Source organism: Rickettsiella endosymbiont of Litargus connexus (assembly GCF_964277335.1).
Lineage (GTDB): Bacteria > Pseudomonadota > Gammaproteobacteria > Diplorickettsiales > Diplorickettsiaceae > Aquirickettsiella > Aquirickettsiella isopodorum.
Genome location: NZ_OZ195516.1, coordinates 979,820 through 993,130, shown reverse-complemented (window position 1 = coordinate 993,130; position 13,311 = coordinate 979,820). Strand labels below are relative to the sequence as shown.

The 13,311-nt window shown below is 36.4% G+C and carries 8 protein-coding genes; 3 read left to right on the top strand and 5 right to left on the bottom strand.

The annotated features are described in order from the left end of the window. The first annotated feature begins 312 nt into the window (after window positions 1–312). Entirely contained in the window at window positions 313–3,225 is a 2,913-nt protein-coding gene (locus ACICP9_RS04415) for a hypothetical protein (RefSeq protein ID WP_395497116.1), read from the top strand. A 77-nt stretch (window positions 3,226–3,302) separates the two neighbouring features. After that, window positions 3,303–3,812, top strand: a complete 510-nt coding sequence (locus tag ACICP9_RS04410; protein WP_395497114.1) for a nucleoside deaminase — start codon at window positions 3,303–3,305, stop codon at window positions 3,810–3,812. Between the two features lie 3 nt (window positions 3,813–3,815). Here the strand turns inward: ACICP9_RS04410 and metF are convergent, their stop codons facing one another. The 5 genes from metF to ACICP9_RS04385 form a co-directional block, all read right to left on the bottom strand. Further along, window positions 3,816–4,679 carry a methylenetetrahydrofolate reductase [NAD(P)H] gene (metF, locus tag ACICP9_RS04405; protein WP_395497112.1) on the bottom strand — a complete coding sequence of 288 codons (864 nt, stop codon included), beginning with the start codon at window positions 4,677–4,679 and terminating at the stop codon, window positions 3,816–3,818. Beyond that, on the bottom strand, window positions 4,657–7,011 hold the full coding sequence (metE, locus tag ACICP9_RS04400; RefSeq protein WP_395497111.1) for a 5-methyltetrahydropteroyltriglutamate--homocysteine S-methyltransferase: 2,355 nt from the start codon (window positions 7,009–7,011) through the stop codon (window positions 4,657–4,659). The genes metF and metE overlap by 23 nt, the downstream gene beginning before the upstream one ends. A 478-nt stretch (window positions 7,012–7,489) precedes the next feature. Then, window positions 7,490–8,824 carry a S41 family peptidase gene (locus ACICP9_RS04395; protein WP_395497109.1) on the bottom strand — a complete coding sequence of 445 codons (1,335 nt, stop codon included), beginning with the start codon at window positions 8,822–8,824 and terminating at the stop codon, window positions 7,490–7,492. Between the two features lie 191 nt (window positions 8,825–9,015). Continuing rightward, entirely contained in the window at window positions 9,016–10,566 is a 1,551-nt protein-coding gene (gene gpmI / locus ACICP9_RS04390; protein ID WP_395497107.1) for a 2,3-bisphosphoglycerate-independent phosphoglycerate mutase, read from the bottom strand. Between the two features lie 4 nt (window positions 10,567–10,570). Next, window positions 10,571–11,899 carry an MATE family efflux transporter gene (locus ACICP9_RS04385; protein ID WP_395497105.1) on the bottom strand — a complete coding sequence of 443 codons (1,329 nt, stop codon included), beginning with the start codon at window positions 11,897–11,899 and terminating at the stop codon, window positions 10,571–10,573. Window positions 11,900–12,184: 285 nt separating this feature from the next. Between ACICP9_RS04385 and ACICP9_RS04380 the strand changes: the two genes are divergently transcribed. After that, the gene (locus ACICP9_RS04380) at window positions 12,185–13,276 is read left to right on the top strand and encodes a hypothetical protein (RefSeq protein ID WP_395497103.1); all 1,092 of its coding nucleotides are present in this window, start codon (window positions 12,185–12,187) and stop codon (window positions 13,274–13,276) included. The last annotated feature ends 35 nt before the right edge of the window (window positions 13,277–13,311 follow it).

Here is a 13,311-nt window from a genome sequence, read left to right as displayed (position 1 = left end):
TCAGTGGAAGTGAAGGGTGACAATCGTTTAAACCTTAGCTTCTAGAATTAAATAAGCGTTTACATTATAGTATTTATCAATCATTCGTCTAGGACGTTTTGTGAAAATCTAACTATTAGCTGCCAAACGGCTATAGTCACGAATTATTACAAAATGGCGAGTAATTTTTCCCAATTTTATCGATAAATCGAGTACTGAATTGTCCACTGTAAATATTTTCCTTAAGAATTCTGCGATAGGATGGGTACTTGCAAACTAACTTTTAAGCTTTAGTTATTTCAACGATAAATAAAATTAAAGGAACTTTATGTTATGCATCATCCTCAAAAAAATAATCCTAATGACCCAGAACATTGCTCGCAATGTCGTATTTTAAACGATTTTATTCACTTTATTTTAGAGTTAGATATCAATCTATCGAAGTCTAAATCTAATTTTAAACAAAATGCTATCAAAGTGGTTGAATGTTTAAAATTCATTAAACTTAATCCGGTATTTATAGCTTATGCCGTTGAGCATCGAGCGGATCCTAAGATTTATCGATATAAAAGAGATCAACGTAAAGGCGTTATTCGCGATTTTAATGATACGGCACTGCATTTTAATAGTTATTCTTCCAAAGAGCGAGTCAAAACAGGATTAGAAAATCTAGTTCAACAATTTGAGCAGGCTATACTGGCAATGAGCGATTTAGGAAAATTAGATACGTTTGCTTATCAACTTGAGTATGACGAAGAAATCGGTTGTATCGAACGACGTACTGCCAAAGCACTTGCTTACGCAGCCGAATATTTAAGTAGCCACTTAAATAATTTAGATGATCTGATGGGACAATGTGAATTTTTAGAAAATAGTAGTGAAAGCGCATTTGTTACAGCTCATGATTTTTTAAAGCCTTATCTAGGAGGGAAGTGTATTTGGCAGGATAAAGAATACGTCCTTGATGAGGCATTAATTAAACAATATTTAACTGAGATATTTTATTTTGATTATGAAACTTCTGTTGGAGAAAGTATTCAGGAAGAACCACTGAGTTGGAATGGTTTACTGAATGTTTTCAAAAATGGACTAGTTAAAGATTGTTTAGATTTAATTGGAAAAATAAGCTCTTCACAATGGGATGATATTCTTCTTAAATACACTCAAGGCCACCTTTTTTTATACAGTGTTATTAAATATCAACCGACACAAGTAAGTTTAGCATTAATTAACAGAGTGGGTTCATCGGTACTAGAACAAGTATTAGCTAAACTATCTGCGGATCAATTCAGTGCGGTCTTAAAAACCAAGTCTTCAGTGATTTGTAAAGCATTGTTAAAGCAACTTGACCATATTCCTCATGTTCCTTTGAGAGCAAAAGCTAAACTAGCTATCTACGCAAAAGAATTTGGATTTCGTCCATTTAATCTAACTAAATTCATGGCTACCGTATTAAATCCATTGGAAGTCATTAAAAAAGGAATAAATAACTCAACATTAGAAATAAAAGAATGTAGTTTGACAGGGGTTTTGAAGAAAATATGCTTATATCAATCACCGGAGGTGTTTATTGAATTTATAATCAAACTTTCTAAAAAACAGCTTAAGGAAATTGTTTTACCTTTAGATTTGCCGGAACTAGAAAAAAGTTTACCTTATTTTTTTTTATCTAAAAACTTACATGTACCACCACGTTCTAATACTTTTTTTAATTATTTAAAAGGGTATCAACCGTTAAAAGATAAATTAATGTCTCATGATGACCCGCTTTTAGCCAACTGTATCGATTTTTATTTTGAAGGAAAAGGTGATATACCACCGGAATTAAGGGGAGTATTTATTGCAGGATTGCAGGCGAAAGTTAGCTTATCTAAAAAGGGAATGGCTTTTTTAGAGGTTTTACACGACGATATTCCGACTACTTCGATGTACGCTGTTTCGGATAATGAAACCCCTTCTACATCAAAGTCTGTCGATTTGAATCCCGACCCACAACACATCGGCAGATATGGCGTTTTATCCTGGCATCATTACCGACAACTTCGTATGCAATTCAAGCATAGGCGATTACAATCGGTATTGGATCAGCTATTCAGGGCTGATTTACTATTTAATGGTAGCGATGCCGTTTTTACTGGTTTTCTTAGTAATAACCTGGAATCGGCCACTCGTAATGATTTTGATGCAGTCCAACGAGCGTCAGTTTGTATTCAGGAATTCAAAGGCCTCCTAAAAATAATCAAACCAGAGGCGTGGCCGTTTTTTGTTGATCAATTAGAAAATTTAAACGAACGTCCTAAGTTGCGTAGAGAAGTTGATTCGCCTACTCATAAATTGGTTCATTTGACGGGCAATATCGTTCCTTATCAAAAAAAACGACGACAAAAAACCAACTATACTCATACCAAAAAAACTTCAACCACGTTGCTTTCTCCGCAAATGGCTACAGGTGTATTTGGAGAAAACCTGTCTAAAACTTGTGTGCTCGTGGGATTATTGTTTGATCTCGATCAATGCCATATAAAAGCCATGCTGCTTACAGATGCCTCAACCCTAAACCATGATTGGTTGGGTAATAAAAGAAATGTCAATAATTTTAAGCTTCAAATGGCGAATATTAATCAGACTGATTGGGGTTTGTTTTTGGAAGAGCTTAGAGAAAGGGCTCACCATAATGAAGTGTTAGCCAAAGTGAGTAAGGAAGCGATGCGTGCTATTGTGATTGCTCGAGATACACCGAAGGCTCGACGTATCGCTATCGAACGTCACGCGGAAGTGGTGGAAAAATTTGCTATCGATTTACCGATTATCTTTTATACTTCATCACTCCAGTCTTTGCGACATTATAGCTTGAGCGAGCAGCAAGATGATCGGCGTGCTTGGGCAGAGAACTTAAAGGTGTGTTCGCTTCGCGAGCAAGTGAGTAAATCAAATGTTTTAACTATTTTAAATAAATCACTCAACAAAAATGATTGGCAACTGGGACCGTTGGGTAGTGGCACTCGGATAAAAAATAAGCCGGTACCTCGTACCGTTGTTTTTTTTGCAGCAGAGGTTGCTAAAGCCTATAAATCAGAGCAATCAGAAAATTCTAGTTACACATGGGTAGAAGCAGAACAAAAGATAAGCAACCTATTAATAGAAAAAACCACACAAAGCAGATTTTTTCAGGCAGTGAATGGTCGTTCTAATGATACGGTAAATTTTTTCAAAGATTTACTTAAGGTAATTTCAAGAAATAGGTAGACTATGTTAATCAAAAAATTTAAAAAAATTTTTTATCCGTAGTCGATAGTTTTAAATCTATACAGCCCAAGGATACGATGATTAAGTTAAATAAAGAGGAAAGAAAATTTTTGGATCTCGCCTATCAGGAAGCAGAAATAGGTTTGAAAGAAGGAGGTATTCCAGTGGGGGCTGTTTTAGTAGTAGGAGATAAAGTGGTTGCAAAAGGACGCAATAAGCGTATCCAAGAGCAAAGTATGATCAAACATGGCGAAACAGATTGTATAGAAAATACTCATCGTAAAGTTTCTTCGACAGATTTACAACGCGCAACCCTCTATACCACCTTATCTCCTTGCTATATGTGTGCCGGCGCCATTCTATTAAACAAAATACCCAGAGTGATTATCGGAGAAAATAAAACCTTCGAACAATCTGAGGAGTGGCTAAAACAAAATCAAACAGAAATTATCGTCGTTAACTATGCAAAATGTGTCACAATGATGTTAACCTTCATCAAAAAAAATCTTAAGCTTTGGGGTGAAGATATTGGTTTAACAGAACGACAAGTTTTAAATAAATATAAAGATCGGTTTCATCGGATATGAATTTTATTTTCCTTTAGGGATGTAGGTAGAGTTTAGATTTTGGATAATGCGATGCGTTGGTTCTGTGCGATTTAAGGTGTAAAAATGAAATTCCTTAACACCGTTTTGCAATAAACTATGGCAAAGTTTAGTGACAAATTCAATGCCGATTTCTTGTAAGGAAATCGGATCATCGGAATAGGTTTTAAGATGTTTATGTAACCATAAAGGAATTTCTGCCCCACAAGCAGTCGAAAACTGCATGAGTTTCTGATAATTCATAATCGGTGTAATGCCCGGAATGATCGGGATACGAATAGAAGATTTTTCACAAGCTTCTATAAAACGAAAATACGCATCACTATTAAAAAAAAATTGTGTAATCGCACTATTAGCACCGGCTTCAATTTTACGTTTAAAATTTTCGATATCCATAGCCGGGCTAGTAGCGCGCGGATGAAATTCCGGATAGGCGGCCACAATGATATGAAAATAATGACCGGTCATTTTACGAATGGTAGTAATTAATTCACTTGCATAATTGAATTCAATATTTATTGGCGTATTATCGCTAGGTAAGTCGCCTTGAATCACCAACAATTGTTTAATGCCTAATTGTTTATATTCAGTGAGTAAATCGTGTAAGCGCTGATGAGTCATATTGACGCAGGAAATATGTGGTGTTGCAGGCATTCCATCGTTGACGAATTGCCGCACCACATCCAATGATTTTTGTTGTAGCGATCCACCGGCACCAAACGTGACAGAAAAATAGTTTGGTTTGAGTTGAGATAATTCCTGTCGTGTCTGATTCAAATCCTGGGAGCCTTTTTTTGTCTTAGGCGGAAAAACCTCAAAACTAAAACTAAATTTTTGACGTAATGGCATGTGAGATCTCCTTGTTAGCGGAGGGTGGGATAACAAGAAGAGCACTCTCCTCACGGAGGAATTTAGCAGCGCCGACCATGTTGCGTAATGCTTCAGTTACTTCAGGCAAATGGCGAGTTTTTAGGCCACAATCAGGATTTACCCAGAGACGTTCAATGGGAATATAATGTAATGCCTGTTGTAGTTGCTGGATCATTTCCTCTTTTGAGGGAATGCGTGGTGAATGAATGTCATAAATACCCGGACCGATTTCATTCGGATAGGAAAAATTTTCAAATGCTTGTAAGAGTTCCATTTTGGAACGGGAACTTTCCAGCGTGATGACATCCGCATCCAGTGCAGCAATCGCTTCGATGACATCATTAAACTCGGAATAACACATATGTGTATGAATCTGTGTGCTATCTTGGACAACGCAGGAAGCAATGCGGAATGAAAATACGGCCCAATCTAAATAATTTTGCCAATCTTTATGACGTAAGGGCAAGGTTTCACGAAAAGCGGGTTCATCAATTTGAATAATCTGGATACCCGCTTTTTCTAAATCGACGACTTCATCACGTAAGGCCAAAGCAATTTGCAAAGCCGTCGCTTGATGTGGTTGATCATCTCGAACAAAAGACCAAGCTAATAGAGTAACAGGACCCGTTAACATCCCTTTGACCGGACGTTTGCTTAAGGTTTGGCTATAAGCGGCCCATTCAACGGTCATTGCTTGCGGGCGACTAACGTCTCCATAAATAATAGGGGGCTTAACACAACGTGATCCATAGCTTTGTACCCAGCCGTTTTTAGTAAAAGCAAAACCATTTAATAACTCACCAAAATACTCGACCATGTCATTACGTTCCGCTTCACCATGGACTAAAACATCTAAATCCAAAGCTTCTTGTTGGACTATCACGTCGGCGATTTGTTGTTTTATTTCTTGTTGATAGGTTTCATACGATATTTTTCCTGATTTATATTCTTGACGAATTTTTCGGATATCCGTTGTTTGTGGGAAAGAACCGATAGTCGTAGTGGGTAATAAAGGTAATTGTAACGCTAATTTTTGTTGTTTGGCACGCGAACTATAATCCGTGTTGCGTTTGGCAAGATCGTTGCTGACGGATTTAATCCTATTTTGTACCCAGTGATTATGGATACGCGGTGATGTTTTTCGGTTTTGTAAAGCGATTTGATTTTCCTGCAACAAATCCGTAATAGCGGGTTCATTTGCATTTAAAGCACGAGATAATAAAGCTATTTCAGCTAATTTTTGTTTAGCAAAAGCAAGCCATGTTTTTATTTCGGGATCTAATTTAGTTTCGTTATCTAAATCAACCGGTGTATGCAGTAAGGAACAACTACTCCCTATCCATAATTTATCACCATAAACTTTATGAATAGGACGTAGTTGAGTTAATATTTCATTTAAATCGGCGCGCCAAATATTACGACCATTGATCAATCCTAAAGAAATAATTTTATCTTTTGAAAATTGTTCTAAGCAGTGAGATAGTTGTTCAGGCGCTGTGCAACAATCGATATGCAAACCCTCAATGGGTAATTGTTTGATAAGGGATAATTGATCACTGATGGAACCAAAATAAGTACCTAATAAACAATTGACTTGATTGAAATTTAATGCTTGATACGTTTTAACATAGGCTTGTTGCCAATTCTGCGTTAAATCTAATACTAAAATAGGTTCATCGATTTGCATCCATTCAATCTTTCTGGAACGAAATTCAGCAAAAATTTGATTGTAAACAGGCAATAAATTTTCTAATAAGCTTAATTTATCAAATTCTGCGGGTTTAGTTTTGCCTAACCAAATATAGGTTAAGGGTCCGAGTAAAACCGGTTTTACTCGATAACCTTTGGCGATGGCTCTATCGATAGCTGAAAAAAAATAATCGGTGCTTAATTGAAAAGCTTGGTTTGAATTAAATTCAGGGACGATGTAGTGATAATTGGTATTAAACCATTTTGTCATTTCACATGCCGTCGTTTCTTTTACCTCAGGAGCTTGGCCACGTGCCATGCAAAATATCGTATTGAGATCAATTTTTTTATTCTCATCTTTAAAACGTTCTGGAATGACGCCTAACAGTGCACTATGATCTAATACATGGTCATACCAAGAAAAATCACCCACCGTAATAAAATCAAGTCCAGCCTTAGCTTGCATGTGCCAATTTTTTTCTTCAATTTGTTGACCTATCTGTTGTAATTCATCGATAGTTATTTCCTTACGCCAATAGCTTTCAACTGCTTTTTTCATTTCTCGGTGTGCGCCAACGCGTGGTAAACCAAGTACATGGGATAGATTTGAAGAAATAGACATGACATTTTCCCTAAAAAGTTAAAAAATTCTTCTTTAAACAATAAGAATGTTAAATAATCTGGAAAGCCTGTTTTAATGTTAGAGAACCTCTAATGCATTAAAACAGGCTAATTATAGGCGGCAAAAATAAGTAGAATAAAAACAGCGCTTGTGAGGCGTGCTGAATAGATATGAAATCTTTAAAGCCACAACAATAGTCATCCATGACAATTCACTCTTAGTTGGTCTAACGACTAAAAATAAGTAGCGAAAAAAAACCACCGGCTAAAGCTTCGGTGGTTTTTATGACGCTTTAGCTAAACTTAATATAGCGCCAGCAAGCTGTAGCTCAAATCGGCGCTTATCAAACAAAGAAATTATAAATGAAAAATAAAAAGAATGCAAGATAATCTAGTTGGATAAACTATTTTTTATTGAAAATAATCAGGATGATTTTTTAAATTTAATTCTTTTCAATGATCGGATAGTTTTAAGATTTTTATGGGATATTTTTTGTAGTTTGTAATAATGTCATGCTTTTTAATAAATTTAATGCTTCAAATAATTGATAATCATTTTTCACTAAATTATTGTTGTCAGTTGTGGATGAAAAAATAGTTTTGTCATTACCATTGCCATTTTTTAAATGCCCTTTTAACTCGGATTCATGGAGATAGATAGGTTCAGCAGGATTTTCTGCTAAGGAATTTATCTTTAACTCATCCAATGTGATATCAGGAGAAATACCTGACGCTTGAATCGAACGACCCGAAGGGGTGTAATATAATGCAGTGGTTAATTTAAGTGCAGTGGTCTCATCCAACGGAATAACTGTTTGTACAGATCCTTTCCCAAAGCTTTTTGTTCCTAAAATAACGGCGCGTTTGTTATCTTGTAATGCTCCAGCAACGATTTCGGCTCCGGATGCGCTCCCTTGATTGATTAAAACAATTAATCTACCGGCGTAGATTTGATCATTCGGTTTGGCAGTAATTTTCATATTGGCTTCGGATGATTGGCCTTGCGTGTAGACGATTACTTGGTTGTAGAGCATTTGCTTAGCATCAAGAAAAGCATTGGTGACATCTGCAGCAGAGGTTAATAATCCTCCGGGATTATTTCTTAAATCCAGTACTAAACCCTTGAGCGGTGTTTTTTGTTGACGTTGTAATTTTGTGATCATCTGATCTAAATCATGACGTGTGCTTGCCTGAAAACTATTAATCCGAATATAAGCATAATCAGGCTCTAACAAGCGTCCCTTGATACTTTGGATATGGATAATACTCCGTTTTAAATTAACTAAGAGCGGTTTATGTAGACCGCGTCGGACTAACATCAATTGTATGGAGCTGCCTTTTTGACCACGCATTTTTCTTACCGCTTCGCGTAAACTCAGGCCTTGAATAGGGGTGTTATTAATACGTATTATCCAATCTCCTGGTTTAATACCCGCTTTTTGTGCAGGCCCATCATCAATCGGTGTTATTACACGTAATAAGCCTTCTTCCATACCTACCTCAAGGCCTAAACCACTGAATTCACCGGTTGTAGCGGTGTGTAAATCTTTTAAATCGTCGGCATCTAAAAAACTAGAATGTGGATCGAGTCCACTCACCATGCCTTGCATCGCATTTTGTAGAAGCTCATGTTCTGAAGTCTTTTGGACATATTCATTTTTGATAATTTCTAATTCACGATTAAAACGTAACACATCTTGAGAAAGTTTATCTTCCGGAAAAGGGGGTGTTTTGGGTTGACTTGAAAAAAGTGAGATACTAAAACCTAATAAGGAACAGGTGAGGAAGAAAAAAAATAACGGTTTTAATTTCATACGAGCTTATCCTTTTATTTAGTATTTGTACAAAAAATTTACTCTTCCGAAAATCTGCGTAGTACGTGCCTCAATTGGCCCATTTTCTTGTCTATTCTATTTATAGTGTAATTCACTTTGATGAATTTGCGAGAAGAGAGGCAAAGAAATAGCTATTTTATTGACCAATGAACGAAGTAGTGAAACCTAAATTATTGCAGTGTGAGTAAGCTTTGGCCGGTCATTTCTTTTGGTTTGTGTAAATTGAGTAAGGTTAAAAGAGTAGGGGCGATATCCGCCAAGCTCGGATGTTTGACTGGATTTATTTTCGCAGGTCGACCGATATAGATAAATGGGACGGGTTCATTCGTGTGAGCGGTATGAGCTTGTTGAGTCTTTTCATCAAACATGCATTCAGCATTACCATGATCAGCGGTAATAATGGCTTCGCCACCATATTCTTGCAAGTACATGCTAATTTTTCCAATACAGTCATCAATACAGCGTATCCCTTGTAAAGTCGCCGATAAATTTCCAGTATGTCCTAGCATATCAGGATTCGCAAAATTACAGATAATAACATCATATTTTTTTTCTTTAATAGCCTCTAGCAGATGTTGCGTAATTTCGATAGCGCTCATATCCGGAGTGAGATCGTAAGTACTTACTTTTTTTGAAGGAATTAAAATGCGGGTTTCATTTTTTGCAGGAACTTCATTCCCGCCATTAAAAAAGAAGGTGACATGCGCATATTTTTCAGTTTCTGCAATGCGTAATTGCGTCAAATGATGTTGAGCGAGATATTCTCCTAAACCATGACGTAAAGTTTGTTGTGGAAAAGCAATTTGACTGGGAATATCGCTTGCATATTCCGTTAAAGAAATAAATCCCGCTAAATGGGGTTGTGTGTGTCGATCAAAACCTGAAAACTGCGTATCAAGAAAAGCATGGCTCAATTGACGTGCGCGATCCGCGCGAAAATTCATAAAAATAACCAGATCGCCATCTTGAATTTTTACCGGGGGTTTATCTGCATCGTGTATCATAGTGGGTGAAACGAATTCATCACTTTCACCTCGATCATAGGCCAGTTGCAAACCTTGTAAAGCGGTAGTGGCATTGTAACGTGCCTTACCTAAAGTTAAACAATCATAAGCTACTTGCGTACGTTCCCAGCGTTTATCTCTATCCATCGCGTAATAACGACCCATTAGACTGGCAATTTTACCCCTATCCGGCGCACATTTTTTTTCGAGATGTTTTAGGAATGTGGCAGCACTTTTTGGCGATGTATCACGGCCATCGAGAAAAGGATGCAGATAACACGATTTAATCCCTTGTTTAGCCGCGAATTCAAGTAAGGCATACCAATGTTGTTCATGACTATGGATACCCCCTGGTGATAAAAGTCCTATGATATGTACTGATTTTTGACTGGCTTGGATTTTTTTAAATCCAGCTAGCAAACAAGGATTTTTAAAAAATTCTCCTGTTTCTATGTTTTTATTAATGCGGCTTAAATCTTGATAGAGTACTCGGCCGGCACCCATAGTGAGATGACCCACTTCTGAATTACCCATTTGACCGGCCGGTAAGCCTACAGCTAAACCGGATGCATCTAACAGTGTGTGTGGACAGGTTTGCATCAGTTGGTCCCAATGCGGTGTATTCGCCATGGCAATGGCATTATGTTCTTTTTTTGTCCGATAACCCCAGCCATCCAATATGAGTAATAAGATAGGACGCGGATTGAGTTGAGACATAATGTTAACCTGTGGCTTTTTTAATGTAACGGATCGGATGGTTGGGTTCAAAAAGGTATTCTTTTACTTTACGACGGTATTGCCATACCAATAAAAATATACCGATGATTTCAGCTAAGAGGGTTGCCCACCAAATACCATAGCCAGCAAAACCATAAGATAACGCGATAACCCCTAAGGGTAAAGCAATGATCCAAAATACTAAAATAGAAGTCAACAAAGTAAATCGTGTATCTTTCAAACCACGCAGTGCGCCAAATAGAGCAAAGCGAGGGGCTTCAAAGAGTTGTACCAAAGCGGCTAAGGCTAAAAATTCTTTTGCTAAACGCAAAATTACCGCATTATTCGGATCATGTAAATTAAAATCAATGGCTATCAGTTTTTCTGGAAAAACCCAATAAATTATTGCAACCAAAAACATAAAAGCACTGGCATAAAAAATACCGACATACGTCGAGTTATTCACTGCTTTTTTATCATTTTGACCCACACTATGACCGACGCGAATAGTAATACCCTGAGCCAATGCAAACGTCACTATCGAAAATAGCCAAAAAAATTGTAGCGTAATCTGATTGGCACTCAGTGTATCTGCACTAATGCGGCCCATCAATAAACTCATGGCTAGAAAAAAACCGACTTCGAAAAAATAGGTTAAACCCATCGGTAAGCCGACTTGAAAAATTTCATAGAGTCGCGGAACTATTTTTTTCCAGCGAGGAATTTTAAAATAAATGCGATAACTTTTATTTAAGCAAAAATAGACACTAAATCCTAGCGTGATGATCCAAAAAGTCATTGCAGCCCCCCAACCAATTCCAGCAATACCTAAATCAGGAAAACCAAATTTTCCGAACATCAAACTATAGTTGAAAAAGATACTGAGTGGAACAAATAGCAAACTAAAGGTTAAATTAGTTTTGGTTCGGCCTAAACCGGCAACAAATTGTAACAATACAGTAATAATAAAATCAGGAATGATTGCCCAAGTAAGACCATGGAGATAAAATTGGGCCAATTTAACCGTTTCAGGTGCTTGGCCAAAAAATAAAAATAGCGGAGAAAGATTCCATAATAATAGCATTGCCGGCAACATTAAAACGATAGCAAGTAATAGGCCAGCGTAAAATACATAGGATATCTCAGCATTTTTTTTTGCACCATAATACCGAGCAACTAACGTGGTGATCGCTGACAGTGTGCCCCAAATAATTACCATTAATGTCGTGAATACCCAGTTCACTAAGGCCCCAGCCGCTAGACTTGTTGCACCAAGATGAGCCAGAAATATATTTGAAAAAAAACCGACTGATGTTTCGATAATACCGCTCATAATCAGCGGAATAGATAAAACTAGTAGAATTTTGCTTTCTGAAAAAAAAGCTTTGGAATAATGAACTACGAGCATGACATGAAAAATTACATTTTGATGAAGGCTTCTAGCATTTTGGCTAGATTTAAACCTAAAGTCTAGGAAATTATCGAAAAATAACGCTTTTACCGCGTTAATTTTCAAATTTTTCGACACTTTAATTTTTACTTAAGTTTTACTTGCTATTATTTAAGTGGGATTAATTGATTCGCTGTTCCGAAAGAGTTAATAATACATGAGGTGTTTATGTCCAAGATTACCAGCCTTCATCCTCAAGCTAGCCGTATTTTAGATGTATTTTTCATTGAAATTGACAAGCTTACCCTAAGCAACTTTAGCCAACGCCATCAACTTCTAAAACAAACTAAACAATTATTTAGGGATCTCAGTAAAATAGGTGAAGAAGAGTTTGCGGAGATTTTTAAATATAATTATTTTAATAGTAGTGATGAGAAAGATAATGAAAAATACCAAGAAGTCTTATCTTTTATAGCCACTTGTATTATCGAAAAGTATTCAGAAAGTGATTTATTACGCTATTTTTTAACACAAAATTTATCTCAAAAGGAAAATAGGCCTGAATATTTTGATCATGCTTCGAGAATCGCTCATTGGTGCCAGCTAATAGGTTACTGGTTTCGTCAATTATCCAATAAATCCATCTATAAATTTAATCCCGAAAGCAGTTCATTGGCTGATTCAGTGAAACATATTAAAACTTCATTAAACAAGAAGTCTTATGTTGAAAATAGTGTGGATATCGATTTTAGAACGTCTTTGAGTAAGGTGCTTGTAGAATTTGAAAAGAAGCTGATCAATTCGCAATTAGAAGGTCTTGCAAATGAAGGGATTATTGAACGAGAAAAAAGCGTTGCAAGAAGGGAAAAAATACTATCCCAAAAAGAAGAATTACTCTCTGAAAAAATAGAGGGATTAGCGAGGTCTGAAGAAAATTTACAACAAAAAACAGAGTTATTGAATGATGAGAGAAAGGATTTAGAAGAAAAAAACAAAAATTTGGAAAAGGTAATAGATGAATTAAAAGAAAAAATTTTAGCTTTGAAAGAAGTTAAATTAAGCGATAGAAACTATCTACACTTTCTTGAAGAGCAGAGTGTTCAATTGCAAGAAGAATTGGAAAAGCTCGTAAAAGAATTGGGTGTTTTTCCTCAAGCTTCACAGAGTACCAAAGCCAAAAATGAAGAGTCTTTTTTAGCAAAACCTAAGCTTTGTAGAAGTCAAAGCTTTGCATCTTTTTTCCCTAAGCACCAATCGAAAGATGATAATCAGTCAAATTTAGGAACGGCAAAATCATTCGATTGTGTGTCAATGAAATAACCAGCAATACATCTAATAATTCTTTTTTATTGGGT